The 22,731-nt window shown below is 69.9% G+C and carries 22 protein-coding genes and 2 tRNA genes; 13 read left to right on the forward strand and 11 right to left on the reverse strand.

Annotation, left to right across the window (positions count from 1 at the left end; all coding sequences use genetic code 11):
- The first annotated feature begins 6 nt into the window (after positions 1-6).
- From OH735_RS25065 to OH735_RS25075, 3 genes are all read left to right on the forward strand, one after another.
- On the forward strand, positions 7-468 hold the full coding sequence (locus OH735_RS25065; protein WP_406383778.1) for a molybdenum cofactor biosynthesis protein MoaE: 462 nt from the start codon (positions 7-9) through the stop codon (positions 466-468).
- Positions 469-596: 128 nt separating this feature from the next.
- Positions 597-767, forward strand: coding sequence for a hypothetical protein (locus tag OH735_RS25070; protein ID WP_389983097.1), 171 nt, complete (start codon positions 597-599; stop codon positions 765-767).
- Between the two features lie 144 nt (positions 768-911).
- Positions 912-2,000, forward strand: coding sequence for a PDZ domain-containing protein (locus OH735_RS25075; protein WP_406383779.1), 1,089 nt, complete (start codon positions 912-914; stop codon positions 1,998-2,000).
- Positions 2,001-2,065: 65 nt separating this feature from the next.
- Here the strand turns inward: OH735_RS25075 and OH735_RS25080 are convergent, their stop codons facing one another.
- Entirely contained in the window at positions 2,066-2,635 is a 570-nt protein-coding gene (locus OH735_RS25080) for a PPA1309 family protein (RefSeq protein WP_406383780.1), read from the reverse strand.
- A gap of 128 nt (positions 2,636-2,763) precedes the next feature.
- Here OH735_RS25080 and OH735_RS25085 point away from each other — a divergent pair, with 128 nt between their 5' ends.
- The 4 genes from OH735_RS25085 (at position 2,764) to OH735_RS25100 (ending at position 8,647) form a co-directional block, all read left to right on the forward strand.
- Positions 2,764-5,721, forward strand: a complete 2,958-nt coding sequence (locus OH735_RS25085) for a UPF0182 family protein (protein ID WP_406386722.1) — start codon at positions 2,764-2,766, stop codon at positions 5,719-5,721.
- A 52-nt stretch (positions 5,722-5,773) separates the two neighbouring features.
- Positions 5,774-5,847: transfer RNA gene (locus OH735_RS25090), tRNA-Met, on the forward strand.
- Between the two features lie 213 nt (positions 5,848-6,060).
- On the forward strand, positions 6,061-8,334 hold the full coding sequence (locus tag OH735_RS25095; RefSeq protein WP_406383781.1) for a tetratricopeptide repeat protein: 2,274 nt from the start codon (positions 6,061-6,063) through the stop codon (positions 8,332-8,334).
- Between the two features lie 239 nt (positions 8,335-8,573).
- A tRNA-Met gene (locus OH735_RS25100) sits at positions 8,574-8,647 on the forward strand.
- A gap of 63 nt (positions 8,648-8,710) precedes the next feature.
- On the opposite strand, the gene OH735_RS25105 is transcribed toward OH735_RS25100, so the two are convergent.
- From OH735_RS25105 to OH735_RS25120, 4 genes are all read right to left on the reverse strand, one after another.
- Entirely contained in the window at positions 8,711-9,850 is a 1,140-nt protein-coding gene (locus OH735_RS25105; protein ID WP_406383782.1) for an ABC transporter substrate-binding protein, read from the reverse strand.
- Between the two features lie 34 nt (positions 9,851-9,884).
- The gene (locus OH735_RS25110; RefSeq protein ID WP_406383783.1) at positions 9,885-10,754 is read right to left on the reverse strand and encodes an ABC transporter permease; all 870 of its coding nucleotides are present in this window, start codon (positions 10,752-10,754) and stop codon (positions 9,885-9,887) included.
- The gene (locus tag OH735_RS25115; RefSeq protein ID WP_406383784.1) at positions 10,751-11,716 is read right to left on the reverse strand and encodes an ABC transporter ATP-binding protein; all 966 of its coding nucleotides are present in this window, start codon (positions 11,714-11,716) and stop codon (positions 10,751-10,753) included. Before OH735_RS25115 ends, OH735_RS25110 begins: the two co-directional genes overlap by 4 nt.
- Before the next feature lie 198 nt (positions 11,717-11,914).
- Positions 11,915-12,334: a Fur family transcriptional regulator gene (locus tag OH735_RS25120; RefSeq protein ID WP_266748423.1), complete on the reverse strand. Its 420-nt coding sequence runs from the start codon at positions 12,332-12,334 to the stop codon at positions 11,915-11,917.
- Positions 12,335-12,495: 161 nt separating this feature from the next.
- Here OH735_RS25120 and OH735_RS25125 point away from each other — a divergent pair, with 161 nt between their 5' ends.
- A complete protein-coding gene (locus OH735_RS25125) occupies positions 12,496-13,947 on the forward strand; it encodes a catalase (protein WP_406383785.1) in 1,452 nt (483 codons plus the stop codon).
- 73 nt (positions 13,948-14,020) lie between these two features.
- Here the strand turns inward: OH735_RS25125 and OH735_RS25130 are convergent, their stop codons facing one another.
- Positions 14,021-14,425: a cyclic nucleotide-binding/CBS domain-containing protein gene (locus OH735_RS25130; protein WP_406383786.1), complete on the reverse strand. Its 405-nt coding sequence runs from the start codon at positions 14,423-14,425 to the stop codon at positions 14,021-14,023.
- A gap of 160 nt (positions 14,426-14,585) precedes the next feature.
- The gene (hisN, locus tag OH735_RS25135) at positions 14,586-15,386 is read right to left on the reverse strand and encodes a histidinol-phosphatase (RefSeq protein WP_406383787.1); all 801 of its coding nucleotides are present in this window, start codon (positions 15,384-15,386) and stop codon (positions 14,586-14,588) included.
- 120 nt (positions 15,387-15,506) lie between these two features.
- On the opposite strand from hisN, the gene OH735_RS25140 reads away from it, so the two are divergent.
- Positions 15,507-16,199, forward strand: coding sequence for a TetR/AcrR family transcriptional regulator (locus tag OH735_RS25140; RefSeq protein ID WP_406383789.1), 693 nt, complete (start codon positions 15,507-15,509; stop codon positions 16,197-16,199).
- 43 nt (positions 16,200-16,242) lie between these two features.
- Here the strand turns inward: OH735_RS25140 and OH735_RS25145 are convergent, their stop codons facing one another.
- From OH735_RS25145 to OH735_RS25160, 4 genes are all read right to left on the reverse strand, one after another.
- Entirely contained in the window at positions 16,243-16,566 is a 324-nt protein-coding gene (locus OH735_RS25145) for a DMT family transporter (RefSeq protein ID WP_384457309.1), read from the reverse strand.
- A gap of 90 nt (positions 16,567-16,656) precedes the next feature.
- Complete coding sequence (gene rsgA / locus OH735_RS25150) at positions 16,657-17,673, reverse strand: ribosome small subunit-dependent GTPase A (RefSeq protein ID WP_389983127.1); 1,017 nt, start codon at positions 17,671-17,673, stop codon at positions 16,657-16,659.
- Positions 17,674-17,676: 3 nt separating this feature from the next.
- Positions 17,677-19,017 carry a 3-phosphoshikimate 1-carboxyvinyltransferase gene (gene aroA / locus OH735_RS25155; protein ID WP_406383791.1) on the reverse strand — a complete coding sequence of 447 codons (1,341 nt, stop codon included), beginning with the start codon at positions 19,015-19,017 and terminating at the stop codon, positions 17,677-17,679.
- Between the two features lie 103 nt (positions 19,018-19,120).
- Positions 19,121-19,834 (reverse strand): M50 family metallopeptidase, encoded by a 714-nt coding sequence (locus OH735_RS25160; RefSeq protein ID WP_406383792.1) that lies wholly within the window; start codon positions 19,832-19,834, stop codon positions 19,121-19,123.
- A 65-nt stretch (positions 19,835-19,899) separates the two neighbouring features.
- Here OH735_RS25160 and OH735_RS25165 point away from each other — a divergent pair, with 65 nt between their 5' ends.
- The 4 genes from OH735_RS25165 to rsrA all read left to right on the forward strand — a co-directional run bounded on the left by OH735_RS25165 (position 19,900) and on the right by rsrA (position 22,713).
- Positions 19,900-20,715, forward strand: coding sequence for an SOS response-associated peptidase (locus OH735_RS25165; RefSeq protein ID WP_406383793.1), 816 nt, complete (start codon positions 19,900-19,902; stop codon positions 20,713-20,715).
- Positions 20,716-20,731: 16 nt separating this feature from the next.
- Positions 20,732-21,457, forward strand: a complete 726-nt coding sequence (locus OH735_RS25170; RefSeq protein ID WP_406383794.1) for an alpha/beta family hydrolase — start codon at positions 20,732-20,734, stop codon at positions 21,455-21,457.
- Between the two features lie 282 nt (positions 21,458-21,739).
- On the forward strand, positions 21,740-22,396 hold the full coding sequence (locus tag OH735_RS25175) for a sigma-70 family RNA polymerase sigma factor (protein WP_189273941.1): 657 nt from the start codon (positions 21,740-21,742) through the stop codon (positions 22,394-22,396).
- On the forward strand, positions 22,393-22,713 hold the full coding sequence (gene rsrA, locus OH735_RS25180) for a mycothiol system anti-sigma-R factor (RefSeq protein ID WP_406383795.1): 321 nt from the start codon (positions 22,393-22,395) through the stop codon (positions 22,711-22,713). The genes OH735_RS25175 and rsrA overlap by 4 nt, the downstream gene beginning before the upstream one ends.
- The last annotated feature ends 18 nt before the right edge of the window (positions 22,714-22,731 follow it).

Below are 22,731 nucleotides of genomic sequence, written 5' to 3' on the forward strand. Positions count from 1 at the left end.
GGGGCCATGGCTCCCACCCATGACCACCCCGGCGAGCGGGCGGCAACCGACCCCATCCGGCTGCTGGCGATTCGAGAGACGCCGCTGTCGGTCGACGAGATCTTCCGGGCCGTCGGGGACGACGCCGCGGGCGGCACGGCGCTCTTCGTCGGCACGGTGCGCAACCACGACGGCGGTCAGGACGTCGGTGCGCTCGGATACTCCTGCCACCCCTCCGCGCAGGACGAATTGCGCCGGGTGGCCGAGAAGGTCGCCGCGGACTTCCCGGTCCGGGCACTCGCTGCCGTCCACCGTGTGGGTGACCTCCAAGTGGGCGACCTCGCCGTCGTCGTCGCCGTCTCCTGCCCGCACCGTGCGGAGGCGTTCGAGGCGTGCCGCAAGCTCATCGACGACCTCAAGCACGAGGTTCCGATCTGGAAGCACCAGCGGTTCTCGGACGGCACCGAGGAGTGGGTCGGCGCCTGCTGAGTGCAAGCCGATCGGGTGGTTGTCCGCCCCGATTTGCGTAACCGCACCCCTGCCGTGAGCGTTGATCCTGCAGATGGTTAATCTGCTGATCGTGCAGTTGCGGTCGCTCACGGGGTAGGGAGGTCGTAATGGCGGCACTCGCTTGGTTGTTGATTCCGCTTTTCGCTGCGTTCGGCGCTGCGATATGGGGAAGCTGGGCCACCCGTAATCGTACGGCCGGTGATGTTTCAGAACTCGCCGGCTATGCCAGGTTCCGTGAGGCGATGGAGAAGTCGCACTCCGGTTCCGATGTCCTCTGACTTTTCAGCGAACGTACGCAATCGCCAATCCGCATAGCGGCGCCGACCGCGGACGCTCTCCGGCACAGCGCCACACCCCGTTCCCCGCCCCGTACGGACCGGCCCCGACAGTGCACTGACAGACCCTTCCCGTACTGTCGTTCCATGCCACGCCGCACCGCGACGATGCTCGCCTCCACCCTCATCCTCATCGCGCTGCTCTGCGCAGTGTTGCTGATCAAAGTGCCGTATTCGGAAATGTCTCCCGGCCCGACCGAGAACACCCTCGGCAAGGTCGACGGCCAGCCGGTCCTGCAGATTTCCGGGCACAAGACGTACCCGACGTCCGGCAACCTCAACATGACGACGGTCAGGGTCACCGGCGCCGACTACAGAATGAACCTCGTCGAGGCCGTGTACGGCTGGCTGGCCCACGACAGCGTGGTCGTACCGCACGACACCCTGTACCCCGACGGCAAGACCGAGCAGCAGTCGACGCAGGAGAACGCCGAGGAATTCAGCCAGTCCCAGGAGAGTGCCAAGGTCGCCGCCCTGAACGAGCTGCACATCCCGGTGTCCTCACGCGTAGTGGTCTCCACGGTCATCAAGGACAGCCCCGCCCAGGGCAAGCTGCACGCCGGCGATGTGATCAAGCAGGTCGACGGCACGGCGGTGAAACAGCCCGAGGACGTCGCGAAGCTCGTCACCCGCCACAAGCCCGGCGAGGACGTCACGTTCACGATCATCCCGGCGAAGACGGCACTGGAGGCCGAGAAGGCCGGCAAGGAGCCCGAGGGCACCCGGAAGATCGTCATCACCACCGCGAAGGCCCCCAAGGAGAACCGCGCCATCGTCGGCATCCAGGCCGGGACGGACCACACGTTCCCGTTCCGGATCGACATCAAGCTCGCCGACGTCGGCGGCCCGAGCGCCGGCCTCATGTTCTCCCTGGGCATCATCGACAAGCTGACGCCCACCGACCTCACCGGCGGGAAGTTCGTCGCGGGCACCGGCACGATCGACGACAAGGGCAAGGTCGGCCCGATCGGCGGCATCAACATGAAGCTGGTCGGCGCGCGCGACGCGGGCGCCCGGTACTTCCTGACACCGGACGAGAACTGCAAGGCCGCCGCCACCGACATCCCGAGCGGACTCACGCTGGTGAAGGTGAAGACGATCGACGACGCGAAGAAGTCGCTGGAGAAGATCAGGGCAGGGAACACGGCCGGCCTGCCGAGCTGCTCGGCGGGCTGACCGCGCCCTTCAGGTCCTGTCCGGCCGATCAAGGCCGGACAGGACCTCGGCGGGACGCTGCGGGGTCAGGCCTCGAAGGTCGCGGCCAGTGCGTCGGCCAGCCCGGGCACCAGTCCGGCGCCGGTCCGTACCTCGCGCGGGGCGTCCTTCTCGCGAAGCCGTACGGCCGCCTCGCGCGTACCGTCCCGAAGGACGGCCACCGTCATCCGCACCTCCTGGCGCTCCGGGTGCTCGGCGACCCACTTGGTCAGCTGGGCATCGCTGAGCCCCTCCGGTACGGAGGCCTCGGCGGACGGCGGCAGCATCAGCCGCTCCACCGTCATCGCGCATCCGATCACCGCGTCGGGCCAGGCGATCGTGGCGAGGAACTCGTCCAGGGCGGTCCCCGGCGGAAGTTCCTCCTGCTCGATGGGGGTGAGTGAGGCGGTCGGGGAATCGGAGCTGTCGAGACCGAGCTGGGCGGCGAGGCCGGGCTCCTGGGCCCGCAGCCGGGCGGTGTCGACGAGAGCGAAGAGCCGGGCCGGCTGGTCCCAGCCGAGACCGGAGATGTACTCGTCGATTTCGAGCACGGCGACGGTGAGAGGGCTCGCGGCCATCGGGGGGCCTGAGGGGGAAACGTTGGGCATGACCAACATCCTGCCTCCTTCCGCCCCGGGAGCGGGAACTAGGTAAAGCCTCAGTAAGTTGCATAGGTGGGCTCTACGATCGCTGGGCCCGCTTCACACGACCCGCGAACTTCGAGGTGCGCACGTTGGCTTTCCAGATGCCGGACCGCGGCGGAGGCCCGACCGGGCCACGGATCAGAGTCGGCCGCCCGTCCCGGCGCGCCCGTACCCTGCTCATGACACTTGGCGTCCTGGCGGTTCTCGCCATGGCGTTCGTCATGTTCGCCGGGTTCTGGACGGACTGGCTCTGGTACCGGTCGGTCGCCTATTCATCCGTCTTCACCACCACCCTGTGGACCAAGATCGGGCTGTTCCTCGTCTTCGGACTGCTGATGGCGATCGCCGTCGGCCTGAACATCTGGCTCGCGCACCGGCTCCGGCCGCCGCTGAGCGCGATGTCCCTGGAACAGCAGAGCCTGGACCGCTACCGGATGAGCCTCGCCCCGTACAAGAAGTGGGTGCTGCTCGCGATCACCGCGCTCGTCGGACTGATCGCCGGAGCATCCGCCTCCGGCCAGTGGCGTACCTGGCTGATGTACGTGAACGGCGTGGCGTTCCACCAGAAGGACCCCCAGTTCCATCTGGACGTCTCCTTCTACGCCTTCGACCTGCCCTGGTACCGCTTCCTGCTGGGCTTCGGCTTCGCGGCCACGGTGCTTTCGCTGATCGCCGCCGCGCTGACCCACTATCTGTACGGCGGGCTCCGTATCACCAGTCCCGGCGCACGGGCGACCGGCGCGGCCACCGGCCATCTGTCGGTGCTGCTCGGCGTCTTCGTCTCACTGAAGGCCGTGGCGTACTGGCTCGACCGGTACGGCCTGGCCGTGAAGTCCAGCGACTTCAAGGCCACGGACAACTGGACGGGCCTGCGGTACGTCGACGCCAACGCCTACCTTCCGGCGAAGACCATCCTGTTCTGCATCGCCGCGATCTGCGCCGTGCTCTTCTTCGCGACGCTCTGGCGCCGCACCTGGCAGCTCCCGATGATCGGCTTCGGTCTGATGGTGCTCTCGGCGATCCTGATCGGCGGGCTGTACCCGGCGATCGTGCAGAAGTTCCAGGTCCAGCCGAACGAGCAGGCCAAGGAAGCCCCGTTCATCCGGAAGAACATCGAAGCGACGCGTGACGCGTACGACATCAGCAACGCTCAGGTCGACGACTACGCGGGCAAGAGCACGACGAACGACGACGCCAAGCTGCGCGCGAGCGCGGATACCGCCGCCAGTTACCGCGTGATGGACCCCAACGTCGTCTCCCCGGCCTTCCAGCAGCTCCAGCAGAAGAGGAACTACTACCAGTTCCCCAAGACGCTGGACGTGGACCGCTACAAGGACGCCGCAGGCAAGGACCAGGACACGGTCATCGGTCTGCGCGAGCTCAACCTCGACGGCATCCCCAAGCGCAACTGGATCAACGACCACTTCACCTACACCCACGGCTACGGCGCCATCGCGGCCAAGGGCACGACGACCGGCAAGAACCCGAATGGTTCACCGGACTTCACCGAGTCCGGTCTGCCGACCTCGGGTGAGCTCGGCAAGTACGAGCAGCAGATCTACTACGGCGAGAAGACCGAGCAGTACTCCATCGTCGGCGGGCCCCAGAAGGAGCTCGACTACGAGGAGGACGGCGAGAAGACCACCAGCTACCAGGGCAACAGTGGGGTCAGTCTCTCCAACGCCTTCAACCGTGCCGCGTACGCGGTGGCGTTCAGCGAGCCGCAGATCCTCTACTCGGGGGCCATCGGCGACGGTTCGCGGATCCTCTACAACCGCACGCCCAAGGAGCGCGTCGAGGCCGTCGCCCCGTGGCTGACCATCGACGGCGACGCCTACCCGGCCGTGGTGAACGGCCGTATCCAGTGGGTCGTCGACGCGTACACCACCACCAACGGCTACCCGTACGCCTCGCGTACGACGCTCGGTGACACCACGGCCGACTCGCTGACCACCAACCAGCGCGCGGTCGTCGCCCAGCAGAACCAGGTCAACTACATCCGCAACTCGGTGAAGGCCACCGTCGACGCGTACGACGGCAAGGTCAAGCTCTACGAGTGGGACACCGAGGACCCGGTCCTCAAGACCTGGCGCAAGGCGTTCCCCGGGACCGTCGAGCCCAAGGCGGACATCCCGCAGGAGCTCAGGGAACATCTGCGGTACCCGCAGGACCTGTTCAAGGTGCAGCGCGAGCTGCTCACCCGTTACCACGTCACCAACCCCGCCCAGTTCTACAGCGGCAGTGACGCGTGGCAGGTCCCGGATGACCCGACCAAGAAGGAGTCCGGTGCAGTCCCGCCGTACTACCTGAGCATAAAGATGCCGGACCAGCCGGCCCAGAAGTTCTCGCTGACGACGACGTTCACCCCGAAGGGGCGGCCCGACCTCGGGGCGTTCATGGCGGTGGACGCCGACGCGGCCAGTAAGGACTACGGCACGATAAGGCTGTTGAGAGTCACCACCACGGTGAAGGGCCCCGGCCAGGTACAGAGTGAGCTCAACGGCAACGGCGACGTCGCCGAGTTCGTGAGGAACCTCAAGGGAACCGACTCCGACATCGAGTACGGCAACCTGCTGACCGTGCCGCTCGAAGGGGGCTTCCTCTACATCGAGCCGGTGTACACGCGCGGTGGCACGCAGAACTACCCGCTGCTGCGTAAGGTCGCCGCCTCGTACGGGTCGAAGACCGTCTTCGAGAACAGCCTCGGGGAGGCGCTCAACGCGGTCTTCGGGGTGACGGGCCCCGGCACCACCCAGCCACCGGAGACCACCCGGCCACCGGGCGAAACGACGCAGCCGCCGGCCACCGGTGACGCGGCGCTGAAGAAGGCGATCGCGGACGCGCAGAAGGCCTACGCGGAAGGCGAGGCGGCCCTGAAGAAGCAGGACTGGAGCGCCTACGGCAAGGCCCAGGCGGATCTGCAGGACGCCCTGCAGCGTGCGGCGGCCGCCCAGCCCAAGTCGGGCAGCTCGAACAGCGCCGACGGAGCGAACAGCGCGAGCAATGCGGACAGTTCGAATCATGCGGACAAAACATCCGAAGCTGGTAGTGGTGGCTGAGTAACTCGGTAAAGGCTCCCCCTCGCGCCGTGGTACGGTTTGAACACAACGGCGCGGGGTGGAGCAGCTCGGTAGCTCGCTGGGCTCATAACCCAGAGGTCGCAGGTTCAAATCCTGTCCCCGCTACTGAAAGATGAAGGCCCGGATCCTTTCGAGGATCCGGGCCTTCGTCGTGTCGCGGCGACATTCTTGTGCGGTGTGTGTGAAGGGCGGTTCGTAGGGCGCGAGTTAGGCCCGGACGTGTTTGACTTATCTCTCTGTGGGCATGTCGACAAAACGCTGAAGTGACCTCACTGGCCGCGATATACCAGGTGTACGCGGGTTGCAGGTGGTGCGACGATGGTATTTATGGGGGACAGGGCAACTCTGTTGGAGACAGGGCGGTTTGTGCAGCGCCGCGCTCATCGGCCGGATAGCGTGATGAATGCGGCTTTTGGTGTAGCCGCCGTGGAGAACGACGAGACCGCCGAGAACACCGGGGCCTCCGGGAACACTGAGACCTCTGGGATCATTGGGACGACCGAGACCGCCGAGACTGCGGGGTGTGCCGCGACCGTCGAGAGCGCAGAGAACGCAGAGGGCACGGCGAGCGCCGGGGCCATCGGGAGCGCCGGGGCCATCGAGGCTGCGGAAGGCTCCGGGGTCCGGGAAATCCCGGCGACCCGGGAGAACCCGGAAGTCCGGGAGGGTCCGGAGGTCCGGGAGAACCCGGAAGTCCGGGAGGGTCCGGAGGTCCGGGAGAGTCCGGAGAGCGCCGAGAGTGAGGCGCGCCACCGTCGCGCCGCCGACGCCGGGGACACCACGTCGATGAGCGTCCTCGGGGCCCTGCTGCTGCGCCGCGGCGATCTGGACGGCGCCGAGCCTTATCTGCGCGCGGCCACCGCCGACGGCGACCGGGCCGCGGCCAACAACCTCGGCGTCCTCCTCCACCAGCGCGGATACGTCGACGACGCGGCCGGCTGGTGGCGTATCGCGGCCGTTGCGGGCTCCGCCGCCGCCGCACACGCCCTCGGCCGCCACTACCGGGAGCGCGGCGACGAGCCCGGTGCCGAGTACTGGCTGCGGCAGTCCGCGGAGCAGGGCCACGCGCTCGGCGCGTACGCCCTCGCCGACCTGCTGGAACACCGCAGCGACGTCGGCGCCGAGCGCTGGCTGCGCGCCGCCGCCGAGCAGGGGCACCGGGAGGCCGCGTACCGCCTCGCGCGCATCCTGGACCGCAACGCCGCCGACGACCCGCACGACGCTTTCGGCCGCCCGGGGCTGGCCCCCGGTCCCGGCCCCGGTCCCGGCCCCGGTCCCGGCCTCGGTTCCGGGGCAGGTACCGGTACTACCGGTCGTCCGGGTGTCACCGGCCGCTCCGCGGCGCGCCGGGACGACGGCCCCGTGGCAGGTCCGGCGACCGGGCGCGTGGGCGAGGCCGAGCAGTGGTACCGGCAGGCCGCCGCGCGCGGCCACCGGCGTGCCGCCCTGCACCTCGGCGCCATCCTCGAGCAGCGCGGCGAGCTCAAGGAGGCCGGCCGCTGGTACCTCATCTCCGCGAAGGCGGGCGAGGCACGGGCCGCCTGCGCGCTCGGCTTCCTGCTCCGGGACGCGGGCGACGAGGAGAGCGCCGCCGTGTGGTGGCTGCGCGCCGCCCAGGACGGCGACGGGAACGCCGCCAATGCCCTGGGCGCCCTGCACGCGGCCCGGGGCGAGCAGCAGACCGCCGAGCGCTGGTACCGCGCCGCGATGGACGCGGGCGACGTCAACGGCGCCTACAACCTGGGGCTGCTCTGCGCTGCGCAGGACCGTACGCCGCAGGCCGAGCAGTGGTACCGCCGCGCCGCCTACGCGGGCCACCGCGAGGCCGCCAACGCGCTGGCCGTACTCCTGCTCCAGGCGGGCGACGCGACCGGCGCCGAACCCTGGTTCTCCAAGGCCGCCGAGGCGGGCAGTGTGGATGCGGCCTTCAACCTCGGCATCCTGCATGCCGGACGCGACGAGGACCGTGCGGCGCTGGTCTGGTACGAGCGTGCCGCGGCGGCCGGCCACACCGAGGCCGCGCTCCAGGTGGGCATGGCCCTGCTGCACCACGGCGAGGAGCAGGAGGCCGAGCGCCATCTGCGCTGCGCGGCGGGCGGTGGCAGCGCCGAGGCGGCCTTCCGGCTGGCCGGGGTGCTGGACTCACGGCAGCCGCCGCCCGGCCCTCCCGCGCTCGGCGAGCCGATGCCGGAGAAGACCGAGTGCGAGGAGTGGTACGAGCGGGCCGCCGAACAGGGGCACCGCCGTGCCCAGGTGCGGGTCGGCATGCTCGCGGCGGCCCGTGGCGACGTGGACAGCGCGGCCCGCTGGTACCGCGAGGCCGCCGAGGCGGGCAGCCGCAACGGCGCTTTCAACCTCGGGCTGCTGCTCGCCCGCGAGGGCAGCGAGCGCGAGGCCGCGCTGTGGTGGAGCCGCGCCGCCCGCGACGGGCATGGGCGGGCCGCCCTGCGCCTCGCCCTGCTGGCCGCCCGTCGCGGCGAGCTCACCGAGGGGCAGCGCTGGTGTGCGCGGGCAGTCGAATTGGGCCCGGCAGAGGTCGCCGAGCGCGCCGCCCGGCTGCGCGAAGCGCTGCACCAGGAGCTCACCGCGTAGGACCGAGCGGTCGAGGCGGCGCGAGGCCGAGCGGCAAGGCCGGGTGACGCGAGCCGGTACGGCTCTGGGTGGGGCAGCCGGCTGGGGGCAGTCGGGTGCGGTGAGCAGGTCGGGTGGGGTGAGTGGCGGTACTCGGCGGCGGCGCGCCGTGGAAGCGGCAGTTCCGGTACGTCCCCACCCGGCGCAGGAACTGATTTGCGCTGGTCCGGAGCGCTGACGTACTGTGGGGACCACAACGACGCGGGGTGGAGCAGCTCGGTAGCTCGCTGGGCTCATAACCCAGAGGTCGCAGGTTCAAATCCTGTCCCCGCTACTGAATGCAGAAGGCCGGATCCTCCAGAGGATCCGGCCTTCTGCGTATGCCCGTGTGCGCGAGTCAGAGCGAGTGGCCCACCGCCTCCGCGTACATCGCCCGGTCCACGACCTTCTCCTCCGGCACCGGGGCACCCTTCGAGACGCCCGCGTCCGCGTACGCCTGCTGCAGCCGGTCCGTCGTGCCCTTCCGTATCTCCCAGTCCATCCGCATCGACGGGGTCGACCGCAGCGTGGCCTCGTCGGTCTTCATCAGCTTCGCCAGTTCGGCGACGAACGCGGGGTCGGCCTTGTAGTCGCCGGCGAAGTAGGTGTTCACTGTGCGGATGTAGGCGCGGAGGAAGGCGACGCCGGCGTCCGGGTCCTTGTTCAGCAGCGTCGGTCCGAAGAGCAGGCCGCCGAGCGGTTCACCGAGCGGCTGGCCGCCCAGGAACGCGTACTTCTTGTCGCCGTCCACCTTGCGCCAGACCGGGTCGAGCAGCCAGGCGGAGTCCACGCCACCGTTCTCCAGCGCGGTCAGCACGTCCGCGGAGCCGAGCTGCTGGAAGCCGATCTCGCCGAGGCCGCCGCCGTGCTTCTTCAGGGAGGTGTCCATCGGGTAGGCGATGACCGAGCCCTTGCCGATCATCGTGCCCATCTTCCGGCCCGCCATATCGACGTGATCGGCGCTCTCGCCGTCCTTGAGGCGCACCCACAGGCCGCTCTTGGAGGTGGGGTCGGGCGAGAAGTTCGCGGCCACCCACCTGATGTCGAAACCGCCGTTGATGCCGTTCATCACGGCCGCCTCGGGTGCCGCCCACTGGGCGTCCACATCGCCCTTGGCGAGCAGCGGCAGGGCGTCCGGGGTGGGCAGCACCTTCAGCTGGACGTCCAGCCCTTCCTTCGCGAATTCACCCTTCGCCACCGCGACCTGGAGCGGAGCGACGTACTCCGCGCTCAGGGTGCCGGTGGCGACGGTGAGCTTCCGCTTCTTCGCCAGGGGCCGGGCCGCCGGGGCCCCCTTGTCGCAGCGGGCCGGTTTCCGGTCGGGGGCGAGGTCGGCCGGGTCGCTCCAGCTGCCGGCGCCGCAGCCCGCGACGGGAGCGACGGTGCGCGGCGCGGCGGCGCGGTCGTCGGTGGAATCCTTCCCGGCGCAGCCTGCCGCGCCGAGCAGGGACGCCGTGATGAGTGCGACGGTGCAGGTCCAGGGGGTACGTGTACGCACAGTGCCTCCGTACGAAGAACGTGGGGTGAGCTGTTCAGGACTGGCCGCGGCCGCGGTCGCGGGGGGCCCATGGGGTGAGCAGCCGTCCGGCGATCCGCACCACTTCGGAGAAGACGACACCGAGGACCGCCACGCACACGATGCCGACGAACATCACGTCGTTCTGGAACAGCGCCCGTGAGTCGAAGATCAGATGGCCCAGCCCGTCGGCCGCCGCGATCTGTTCGGAGGCGACGATGACCAGTACGGCCACCCCCGCCGCGATCCGCGCCCCGACCAGGACCGCGGGCAGCGACGCGGGCAGCAGTACGTGCCGGAACATTTGCCAGGGCGAGGCGCCGAAGACCTGACCGGCGTCACGGTGGCCGACCGGGACGGCCAGCACGGCCGCCATGGTGGAGATCCAGACGAAGAAGAAGACGGTCGCGGCGACCAGAGCGATCTGCGGCCCTTCGCCGAGGCCGAACATATTGAGGAAGACCGGCAGCAGGGCCAGCTTCGGTACGACGTACAGGGCATCGAGCAACGGTTCCAGCGCCGCCCGTACGAGAGAGAGCGAGCCCATCAGCAGCCCGAGCGCGTATCCCGCGATGGTGCCGATCGCATAGCCGCCGAGGACCCGCTTGAGCGTGGCCCACACATCCGGCCACAGCTCACCGGCGCCCGCCCGGTCCCAGCCGTCCGCCAGGATGGTCGAGGGGGCGGGGTAGACCCGTGCGTCGATCCAGGACTGTGTCGCGGCCAGCTGCCAGAGCAGCACGAGCAGCAGCGGTACGGCGACGGCGAGCGCGATCTCCAGGGCGCGGCGCCTGCGGTGGGTGCGTACCGGATGCAGCTCCTGCGGGCCCGGCCTGCGGATCAGCACCCCGTCATCGGGTTTCGTGGCGTGCACGGTGGTGCTCATGCCGGAACCGCCTCCCGCCGTACCTCGCCGCGCAGCAGTTCCCACAACTCGCTCTTCAGCGCGGTGAATTCGGGCGCCGACCGGACCTCGCCGGTGCGGGGCCGGCCGAACGGCGGGCGGCGCTCGGCGATGATCCGCCCCGGTCTGGCGGACATCACCAGCACCCGGTCCCCGAGCACGATCGCCTCTTCGAGGCTGTGGGTGATGAAGAGGGTGGTGGTACGGGTGGTCTGGGTGAGGTCGAGCAGCTCGTCCTGGAGGATCGTGCGCAGCTGGGCGTCGAGCGCCGCGAACGGTTCGTCCATCAGCAGCATCTCGGGCTCGACGGCGAGGGCGCGGGCGATCGCGACGCGTTGCCGCATTCCGCCGGAGAGGGCGGCCGGATAAGCCCCCGCGAAGTCGGAGAGCCCCATCCGGGCCAGCCAGTCGCGCGCCCTGGCGTCGGCCTCCTTGCGCGGTACGCGTTGGATGTCGAGGCCGAACCGGACGTTGGCCAGCACGGTCTTCCAGTCGTAGATCCCGTAGTCCTGGAAGATCATCGCCGCCGGGCGGGGCGATGCCGTACGGATGGACAGCTCGCCGGAGCTGGGGCGGAGCAGTCCGGCGGCGATCCTGAGCAGCGTGGACTTGCCGCAGCCGGACGGGCCGACGATGCAGGTGAACTCGCCCGGTGCGATGGAGAGATCGACGGGGCCGAGGGCGGGCAGGGCCTTGGCGCCGCGCCCGAAGGAGCGGGTGAGCGCGTCGGCGCGGAGTTTGGGTCGGGTGGCCGAGGTGGACGCTGGAGCTGGAGCTGGAGCTGGAGCTGGAGCCGGAGCTGGAGCCGGAGCCGGAGCCGGAGCTGGAGCTGGAGCTGGAGCCGGAGCAGGAGCTGGAGCCGGAGCAGGAGCAGGAGCAGGAACCCGGCCAAGGGCTGAGGCCGGGGCCGGGGGTGTGGGTGGGGTCGGGTGCGGATCTCCCACGGGTCTCTCCTCGCGCGTATCGAGGTGCGGATCCGCCGCGGGGCGGACGTGATCGCCGACGACGATATGACGACCCATCAGATTCGGGAAGAGGGTGCGCGCGTGGTGGGTCCGGGGCGGGTGTCACCCCCCGGTGGCTGTTCATGCGGAAGGCCCCGGTGCGCGTGATGCTTGCACCGGGGCCTTCCGTGGCAGAACTCAGCTCGTCGCGGCGCAGTTCGGGCAGATTCCGCGGTAGGTCACCTCGACGTTGGAGACCGTGAATCCGAACCGCTCGTCGCTCGGCAGATCCGCCAACGGGTCGCCGGCCGGGTGTACGTCGCGGATGGTGCCGCAGCGCGCGCAGACGAGGTGGTGGTGGGGGCGGTGCGCGTTCGGGTCGTAGCGCTTGGCCCGGCGATCCGTGGAGACCTCGATGACCTCACCGAGCGTCACCATCTCGCCCAGGGTGTTGTAGACGGTGGCGCGGGAGATCTCGGGCAGCTTCGCAACGGCGCGGGCATGGACCTCGTCCGCCGTCAGGTGCACATGGTCCCCGTCGAGGACCTCGGCCACGACGCGCCGCTGGGCGGTCATGCGCCAGCCGCGTCCGCGAAGTCGTTCCAGCAGGTCACTCATAAGCACAAGCCTAACAGTGGGGGGACCAGGTCCCGAACCGATGTGACTTTGGATGTTCGCTTGACTTGGACTATGTCCATTGTAGGATCGGGACTGGCATAGGCCAAGGGACAGGCTGTGCAGGACATGACGAATGTGCAGGAACGACGCAGGAGGCGCACGTGACGCAGGGACCGCTCACCACGGAGGCCGGCGCGCCGGTCGCCGACAACCAGAACAGCCAGACCGCTGGCGTCGGCGGTCCCGTGCTGGTGCAGGACCAGTCGCTGCTGGAGAAGCTCGCGCACTTCAACCGTGAGCGCATTCCGGAGCGCATCGTGCACGCCCGCGGCGCCGGTGCGTACGGCACGTTCACGCTGACCCGCGACGTCTCGCAGTGGACGCGGGCGAAGTTCCTCTCCGAGGTCGGCAAGAAGACCGAGACGTTCCTCCGCTTCTCGACCGTCGCGGGCAACCTCGGCTCGGCCGACGCGGTGCGTGACCCCCGCGGCTTCGCGCTGAAGTTCTACACCGAAGAGGGCAACTACGACCTCGTCGGCAACAACACCCCGGTGTTCTTCATCAAGGACGCCATCAAGTTCCCGGACTTCATCCACACCCAGAAGCGCGACCCGTACACCGGCTCGCAGGAGGCGGACAACGTCTGGGACTTCTGGGGTCTGTCGCCCGAGTCCACCCATCAGGTGACCTGGCTCTTCGGTGACCGCGGCATCCCGGCCACGCTGCGTCACATGAACGGGTACGGCTCGCACACGTACCAGTGGAACAACGAGGCCGGCGAGGTCTTCTGGGTCAAGTACCACTTCAAGACCGACCAGGGCATCAAGAACCTCCCCCAGGACGAGGCCAACAAGCTCGCCGGTGAGGACCCCGACAGCCACCAGCGCGACCTGCGCGAGGCGATCGAGCGCGGCGACTTCCCGTCCTGGACGGTGCAGGTCCAGATCATGCCGGCGGCCGAGGCGGCCACGTACCGCTTCAACCCGTTCGACCTCACCAAGGTGTGGCCGCACGCGGACTATCCGCCGATCGAGATCGGGAAGCTGGAGCTCAACCGCAACCCGGAGAACATCTTCGCCGAGGTCGAGCAGTCGATCTTCAGCCCCGCGCACTTTGTGCCGGGCATCGGTCCGTCCCCCGACAAGATGCTCCAGGGCCGCCTCTTCGCGTACGGCGACGCCCACCGCTACCGCGTCGGCATCAACGCCGACCACCTGCCGGTGAACCGCCCGCACGCCACCGAGGCGCGCACCTACAGCCGTGACGGCTACCTGTACGACGGCCGCCACAAGGGTGCGAAGAACTACGAGCCGAACAGCTTCGGCGGCCCGGCCCAGACGGACCGGCCGCTGTGGGAGGCCACCCCGGTCGCGGGTGAGATCGGTACGCACGAGGCCCCGAGCCACGCCGAGGACAACGACTTCGTGCAGGCCGGAAACCTCTACCGGCTGTTCTCCGAGGACGAGAAGGCGCGGCTGATCGACAACCTCGCCGGGTTCATCGCCAAGGTGTCGCGCGATGACATCGCCGAGCGTGCGATCAACAACTTCCGCCAGGCGGACGGCGACTTCGGCAAGCGTCTGGAGGCCGCGGTCCAGGCCCTGCGCGGCTGACAAGGACGCCTGTCGTCGGCGGTGGGCCGGTTCCCTCTTCGGAGGGGACCGGCCCACCGGTCGTTCACGGGGGTCAGCCGACGAGTTCGGCGTGAGGGCGGCGCTTGGCGGGTGTCCAGCAGCGCAGGATGTCACGGACCGAGACGATGCCGACCGGCCCGTGGTCGTCCAGCACGATCAGGTGGCGGAACCCGCCGTGCGTCATGGCCTCCGCGGCCTCTGCCAGGGTCCAGGTGGGGGCGGCGAAGACCACGTCGGTGGTGGTGTGGGCGGAGGCGGTCTCGATATCGGGATCCCGGCCCGAGCCGACCGCGTTGAGGATGTCGCGCTCGGTGAGAATGCCGAGCCCGCTGGTGTCCCGGTCGAGGACGACCGCGGCTCCGACGCGCCGGACCGACATCAGCCGGGCGGCCTCGCGGAGCGTATGGGCGGGTCCGATGGTGAGGACCAGCGTGCTCATGGCGTCACGGACGAGCATGAAATGAGCCACCTCCTTCGTGAAGCGACTGTGTGAGCCGATTCACAAGTTCACAAGCGGGGGGACTCTCAGAGTTGCATCGATGCGGGACCGCGACAAGGGGGGACGGGATCATCCGAGGGGCGTGCGGTGGTGCGCGCCCCCCGGGGCGTGATCCGGATCAGTAGCGCTGGTTCAGATAGCCCAGCAGTTCGTGGTGGAGCAGCCCGTTCGAGGCCGCCGCGTTACCGCCGCCGGGGCCGGACACCCCGTCCAGGCTGGTGAACTCCCCGCCCGCCTCCTGCACGATGATCGCGTTGGCGGCCATGTCCCAGAGCGAGAGCTCCGGCTCCGCGCAGATGTCGACCGATCCCTCGGCGACCATCATGTACGGCCAGAAATCCCCGTACCCGCGCGTGCGCCAGCAGGCCCTGGTCAGATCCAGGAACCCGTCGAGCCGGCCCTGCTCCTCCCAACCGCTCAGCGACGCGTACGCGAACGAGGCGTCCGCGATCCGCTCCACCTTCGACACCCGCAGCCGGGTCGCGGAGGTCAGGCTGCGGCCGGAGAACGCGCCCGCGCCCTTCGCCGCCCACCAGCGCCGGTTCAGCGCGGGCGCCGACACCACGCCGACCACCGGCTGGAACCCTTCCTCACCGGCCTCCATGAGCGAGATCAGCGTCGCCCAGACAGGTACGCCGCGCACGTAGTTCTTGGTGCCGTCGATCGGGTCGACGACCCAGCGCCGCGGGCCGGTGCCCTCGATCCCGAACTCCTCGCCCAGGATCGCGTCGCGCGGGCGGGCCCGATGGAGGTGACCACGGATCAGTTCCTCGGCGGCCTTGTCGGCCTCGCTCACGGGCGTCATGTCCGGCTTGGTCTCGACCTTGAGGTCCAGAGCCTTGAACCGGTCCATCGTCGCCGCGTCGGCGGCGTCCGCCAGTACATGGGCGAGGCGCAGATCATCGTGGTAATCGGGCATGCCGTCACAGTATCGACCGCAGGTGAACAGAGCTACCGGACCTCGGGCCGCGCGGACCATTGACAGTCCACGGGAGCGCATCAACTCTGGGACGCGGAGCCCTTGGCGCGGGAGGCGACGATGCCCACGGCGCGAGACGCATTGCTGGACGCCGCCCTCGCGGCGCTGGCCACCCTGCCCTGGTCGGCGGTGCGCATGGTCGATGTCGCGTCCGCCGCCGGGGTCTCCCGGCAGACCCTCTACAACGAGTTCGGCACCAAGGACGGCCTGGCCCGGGCCCTCGTCCGGAGCGCGGCCGACGGCTATCTGGCCGGTGTCGACCGGGCGCTGGGTTCGGCGGGCGGTACGGGGGACAGGCTGGCCGCCACCGCCGCCTGGACCGTCCGCGCCGTCCGCGCGAACGCCCTCGTCAGGGGATTGCTCACGGGCTGCTGGGGCGACCGATTACCCCATCCCGTACGCCCGGCCACGCCGACCGCCTCGCGCGTGCCCGCCCAGCGGCGCGCCGACGCCGGGACACCGACGCCCGCCGAACTGCTCGGCGAGGCCCGGGAACGCGCGGTGGCCGCCCTCGACGAGGGACGGCCCCCGCCCGACATCGAGGCACTGACGGCGACCTGCGAGACCGCGCTCCGGCTGGCACTGAGCTACGCGTTGGTGCCGGCCCTCCCGGGGCGGGAGACCGGGACGGGGCGGGAGACCGGGAGGGGGCCGGAGACCGGGAGGGGGCGGGAGGGGGATCCGGCGCCGCTGGTGCGCGAGCTGGTGGAGCGGCTGCCCGTGGGGTGGAGGGCGGTCGGGCGCAGGGCCTGAGTACGGGCCAGGGCCTGAGCACGGGCCGGGCCTGCGTACGAGGTCAGTGGGACGAGCCCGAGAGCTGCAGCCCGATCACACCGATGATCACCAGGGAGATCGAGATCAGCTTGAGGGTGGAGACCACGTCGTCGAGGAAGACCATGCCGTAGATCGCGGTGCCCGCGGCACCGATGCCCGTCCACACGGCGTAGGCGGGGCCCACGTCGAGCTTTTTCAGTGAGAGCGTCAGCAGACCGAAGCTGCCGAGGGCGAAGACGCAGAACGCGATGGTCGGCCAGAGCCGGGTGAACCCGTGCGAGAGCTTCAGGCAGACGGCGAAGCCGGTCTCCAGCAACCCCGCGACCACGACCAGCAGCCACGCCATCGTCAGTGCCCTCCCACGTCGGTGACCGCCTTGCCTCGCTGGGTGCGATTATGCACTTACCGGTGGCAGCGGACGGCAAACGTGCCCGGGTCAGTCGCCTTCGCGTCGCTCCCGGGTGGAGAGCAGCCGCCGCAGCGAGTCCAGCCGCGCCGGATCGGCGTGGCCGTCCGCCACCCAGGCGTCCAGGGCGCATTCCGGTTCGTGGCCGTCGTGGGTGCAGCCGCGCGGGCACTCCTCGGTGCCGGGCTCCAGGTCCGGGAAAGCGTGGATCACCCGGGACGGGTCGATGTGGTTGAGCCCGAAGGAGCGCACGCCCGGGGTGTCGATCACCCAGCCGCGGTAGTCGGGCAGGGGGAGCGCCAGTGCCGATGTGGTGGTGTGCCGGCCGCGGCCGGTGACCGCGTTGACGACCCCCGTCGTACGCCGCCGGTCCTTCGGTACGAGCGCGTTGACCAGCGTCGTCTTTCCGACGCCGGAGTGCCCGACGAAGGCGGTGACCCGGTCGTGCAGCTGCTCGCGGACCCGCTCCGCCGCGTCGCCGTTCTCCAGCTCCTCGCGGCTGGTGACGATGAACGGGACGCCCAGCGGGGTGTACGCCTCCAGCAGCTTGTCCGGGGAGGCGAGGTCGGACTTGGTGAGCACGAGGAGCGGGGAGAGTCCGCCGTCGTACGCGGCGACCAGACACCGGTCGATCATCCGCGGGCGGGGTTCCGGATCGGCCAGCGCGGTGACGATCGCGAGCTGGTCGGCGTTGGCGACGACCACCCGCTCGAACGGATCGTCGTCGTCCGCGGTCCGGCGCAGCACCGAGCGGCGCTCACCGATGCGGACGATGCGGGCGAGGGTGTCCTTGGCGCCGGACAGATCGCCGACGAGGGAGACGGTGTCGCCCACCACGGCGGCCTTCCGGCCCAGCTCGCGGGCCTTCATCGCCATGACCGTACGACCGTCGACGAGGCAGGTGAGGCGGCCGCGGTCGACGGTGAGGACCATGCCCTCCTCGGCGTCCTCGTGCTTCGGGCGGGTGTGCGTACGAGGACGGTTGCCCTTCGGGTTGGGGCGGGTCCGGATGTCGTCCTCGTCGGGGTTCTTGCCGTAGCGGCGCATTTCTCAGGCCCCGAGCATTCCGGTCCACATCTGCGGGAAGTCCGGCAGGGTCTTGGCAGTCGTCGCCACGTTCTCGATCTCCACTCCGGGGACGGCAAGGCCGATGATCGACCCCGCGGTGGCCATCCGGTGGTCGTCGTACGTATGGAAGGTACCGCCGTGCAGCGGTCGCGGGCGGATGTGCAGCCCGTCGGCGGTCTCGGTGACGTCGCCGCCGAGCTCGTTGATCTCCTTGGTGAGCGCGGCGAGCCGGTCCGTCTCGTGCAGCCGCAGGTGGGCGACGCCGCTCAGGGTGGACGGGCCGTCGGCGAGGGCCGCGACCGCCGCGATGCCCGGGGTGAGCTCGCCGACCTCGCCGAGGTCGACGTCGATGCCGTGGATCCGGCCCGAACCGGTGAAGGTGAGCCCGTGCTCGGTCAGCTCGCAGCTGCCGCCCATCGCGGTGAAGATCTCCCGCAGCGCGTCGCCCGGCTGGGTGGTGCGCTCGGGCCAGTCGGGGATGGTGACCCGGCCGCCGGTGACCAGCGCGGCCGCGAGGAACGGCTGGGCGTTGGAGAGATCGGGCTCGACGGTCAGATCACGGCCGAGCAGGGCGGAGTGGGAGACCCGCCAGACGTTCGGCTCGCCGCCCGTCTCCGGCTCGTCGACCTGGGCGCCGACGGCCCGCAGCATGTCGACGGTCATCCGGATGTGCGGCATGGACGGGAGCCTGGCGCCGGTGTGGCGCACCTCCACGCCCTGGTTGTAGCGCGGCGCCGACAGGAGCAGCGCCGAGACGAACTGGGAGGACGAGGAGGCGTCGATCGACACCGCTCCGCCGTCCAGCGCACCGCCGCCGTGGACCGTCATCGGGAGCGAGCCGCGTCCGTCGTCGTCGATCCGGGCGCCGAGCACCCGCAGCGCGTCGATCACGCCGTTCAGCGGGCGCTCGTACGAACGGGGGTCGCCGTCGAAGCGGACCGAGCCGTCGGCGAGGGCCGCGACCGGCGGCAGGAAGCGCATGACCGTCCCGGCGTTGCCGACGTCGATCGTGGTCGGGCCGTGCAGCCCGGCCGGGATGATCCGCCAGGCCTCGCCGGCTCCGTCCGGGCCGCCCGCGACGGAGGAGCTGGACGACACCGTCTCCTCGATGCCGACGCCCAGGGCGCGCAGCGCCTCGGCCATCAGCAGGGTGTCGCGGGAGCGCAGCGGGCGGCGCAGCCAGCCGGGCTCGGCGGCGAGAGCGGCGAGGACGAGCGCGCGATTGGTGACCGATTTCGATCCGGGCACGGTGACGGTCGCGTCGACAGCTCCACTCGCATGCGGGGCGGGCCAGAGGGCGGGGTGCACGGCACTTTCGGTCATGAACCTCACTTTAGTGGTTCACCGCAAACCCGAATCTCGATCAAATAAGACGAAACCGGTATGTAACGCAAGCGTGGTAGGTGCCACCGGCCGATTACGGCCCTCACATGCCCAGCAGCCAGCGCCCGCCGCCGATCAGCGAGCACAGCGACACCGCGTGGAAGAGGAACAGCCAGAGCGCGGCCGGTACGTCCGTCAGTCGCGACAACTGGTCCGCGTCCGAGTCCGGCGCACCGCCGTGCCGCCGCTTCGACTGGAGCTCGAAGGCCGGGCGTACGCCGCCGAGCAGCAGGAACCACACCACGGTGTACGCGAACAGCGACTGCACGGCCGGCGAGGCCAGCCAGGACACCAGCAGGAAGGCCGATCCGGTGAAGATCACCGCCAGCGCCCCGTACACATTGCGGATCATCACCAGCATCACCGCGAGCAGCGCGGTGGCCAGCCACAGGAACAGCGTGATCCTGCCGTTGACCAGCAGCCACGCCCCGCCCAGGCCCAGCAGCGGCGGGGCGGTGTAGCCCGCCGCCGCGGTCAGGATCATCCCGAGGCCGGTCGGCTTGCCGCGGCTGACCGTCAGCCCGCTGGTGTCCGAGTGCAGCCGGATGCCGGACAGCTGCCGCCCGGTGCACAGCGCGATCAGTCCGTGGCCGCCCTCGTGCGCGATGGTGATCGTGTTGCGGGTCAGCCGCCATATGAAATTCGGCACGACGGCGATCAGCGCGAGCGTGCCGGTCACCACCACCAGCCACTGCTCGGGGAGGGGCTGTGTGCCGAAGACGCGGTCCCACAGATTGCCCAGATCGGTGCTGTCCATGGTGGGGGCGGCTCCTTGCGGTATCGGCGTCCTGCCGGTGTGACGGTCGTGGCAGTCTGGCACTTATGTGCGGACGGTATGCAGCGAGTCGGCGGCCCGAGGACCTGACCGGACTCTTCCGGGTCGAGAAGTGGGAACCGGCAAAGACCCTGGCGCCCGATTGGAACGTGGCGCCGACCAAGGAGGTCTACGCCGTACTGGAACGCCCATTGAAAGACGCAGACGATCAACGTCCGGTTCGCCAGTTGCGTGCCCTGAAGTGGGGGCTCGTGCCGTCCTGGGCGAAATCCCCCGAGGGCGCCGCACGCATGATCAACGCCCGTGCGGAGACCGTCCACGAGAAGCCGTCCTTCCGCCGCCCCTTCGTCTCCCGGCGCTGCATCCTGCCCGCCGACGGCTACTACGAGTGGGTCACCGGCGTGGATGAGCGGCAGCTGGAGGAGAAGGGGAAGAAGAAGCGGCCTCGGAAGCAGCCGTACTTCGTGACACCCGCCGACGGATCGGTCTTCGCGATGGCCGGGCTGTACGAGTTCTGGCGCGACCGGACCCTGCCGGACGACCACCCGATGGCCTGGTGGGTGACCTGCTCGGTGATCACGACCGAAGCGGAGACCACCCCGCTCGCCGTCGCCCCCGCCGAGGGCCCGGCCGCGCTCGCCGACATTCACCCCCGGATGCCGCTGATGCTGACCCCGGACCGGTGGGACGCCTGGCTCGACCCGTCGTGCACCGACGTCGAGGAGCTGAAGGGGCTGCTCGCACCGCCGCCGGGCGGGCTGATGCGGGCCTACCCGGTCGCCACGGCCGTCAGCAACGTCCGCAACAACGGCCCCGAACTGCTGGAGGAGCTGGCCGCGCCGGAGGCGAGCACACTCTTCTGACCGCTCACCGGGAAGGATGGGGCGCGTGAGTACCGCAGAGACAGGCCGTGAGCGGCAGACCGAGACGGTCGACACCGAGGCCGGGCCGGCCAGGATCACCTGGCTGCCCGCGAGGACGGCGAACAGTGCCACGCCCGCGAAGGCGGCGAACAGCGCCACGCCCGCCGAGAACGCGAGTGCCCGGCTGGTGCTCGCCGTCAGCCACGGCGCGGGCGGCGGCGTCGAGACCCGTGACCTCCGGGCCCTGGCCGCCGCGCTGCCCGCCCACGGGGTGACCGTAGCCCTGGTGGAGCAGCCGTGGCGGGTCGCCGGCAAGAAGGTCGCGCCCGCCCCGAAGACCCTGGACGCCGGGTGGCGGGGCCTGTGGCCCGCGCTGACCGCCGCGGGGCTGCCCGTCGTCGCGGGAGGGCGCAGCGCCGGAGCCCGGGTGGCCTGCCGGACGGCGACGGAGCTCGGCGCCCACGCCGTCCTCGCGCTCAGCTTCCCGCTGCACCTGCCGGGCAAGCCGGAGAAGTCCCGCAAGGACGAGCTCCTCGGGTCCGGCGTACCCACGCTCGTCGTCCAGGGCGGCAACGACCCGTTCGGGCGGCCCGCCGAATTCCCTCCGGGCGAGTACGAGCTCACCGAGGTGCCGTACGCCGACCACGGGTTCGCCGTACCGAAGAAGTCCGGTCTGACCGAGGATCAGGCCATGGAGATCCTGACCACCGCCGTGACCGGATGGCTGTCCGCCCTCGCGTGACGTACCCCTGACCCCCCCCGGGAATGTTGAGCCAGTGGCCACTGTTGTGGGTGTCATCGGTACATCAACGTCGTATGTGGAGAGGGAGTCCGTCGCATGGGTTCGACCATCTGCCCGCGTCGCTCGAACGCCGCTGACCTGGAGTGGACGGTCCTGCATGCGGCCAAGACCACTCCCGAGCGGGCACTGAGCGGATCGGATCGACAGCCCGCCTCGAAGCAAGGTCGACTATTCTCCGATTCGAGCGGGTCCGGTTTCGGCTCCGCCACAGCGTTGGAGGAGGTGGGTCCGGTCACTGGGACCGACACAGGGACCGACGACGGCCGCGCGCAGGAGACGACCGCCGAGCGCAACGCGCGCTTCGAGCGGGACGCTCTGGGCTTCCTCGACCAGATGTACTCGGCCGCGCTGCGTATGACGCGCAACCCCGCAGATGCCGAGGACCTGGTCCAGGAGACCTATGCCAAGGCATACGGCTCCTTCCACCAGTTCCGTGAGGGCACGAACCTCAAGGCGTGGATGTACCGCATCCTCACCAACACGTTCATCAACTCGTACCGCAAGAAGCAGCGCGAACCCCAGCGCAGCGCCGCCGAGGAGATCGAGGACTGGCAGCTGGCGCGCGCCGAGTCGCACATGTCGACCGGTCTGCGCTCCGCCGAGTCGCAGGCGCTCGACCACCTGCCCGACTCGGATGTCAAGTCCGCTCTGCAGGCGATCCCAGAAGAGTTCCGCATCGCCGTGTATCTCGCCGATGTCGAGGGCTTTGCCTACAAGGAGATCGCGGACATCATGGGGACTCCCATCGGTACGGTGATGTCCCGACTGCACCGGGGCCGCCGCCAACTGCGCGGCATGCTGGAGGACTACGCCCGTGAGCGCGGGCTCGTCCCGGCCGGTGCCGGAGAGTCGGACGATCGGAAAGGCTCGGGCTCATGAGCTGCGGAGAGCCGCACGAGACGGACTGCTCAGAGGTCCTCGATCATCTGTATGAGTTTCTCGACCACGAGATGCCCGACAGCGACTGCACCAAGTTCGAGGTGCACTTCGAGGAGTGCTCCCCGTGCCTGGAGAAGTACGGCCTGGAACAGGCCGTGAAGAAGCTGGTGAAGCGCTGCTGCGGCCAGGACGACGTGCCGAGCGATCTGCGTTCCAAGGTGATGGGCCGGATCGACCTGATCCGCTCGGGGCAGGCGGTGCCCGAGCAGGACGTGACGGCGTCGGAGTCCGGTCAGCCGACCGCCGCCACGGAGTGATGCCCGGCGGGTGCCACC

Source organism: Streptomyces sp. NBC_01618 (genome assembly GCF_045209435.1).
Lineage (GTDB): Bacteria > Actinomycetota > Actinomycetes > Streptomycetales > Streptomycetaceae > Streptomyces.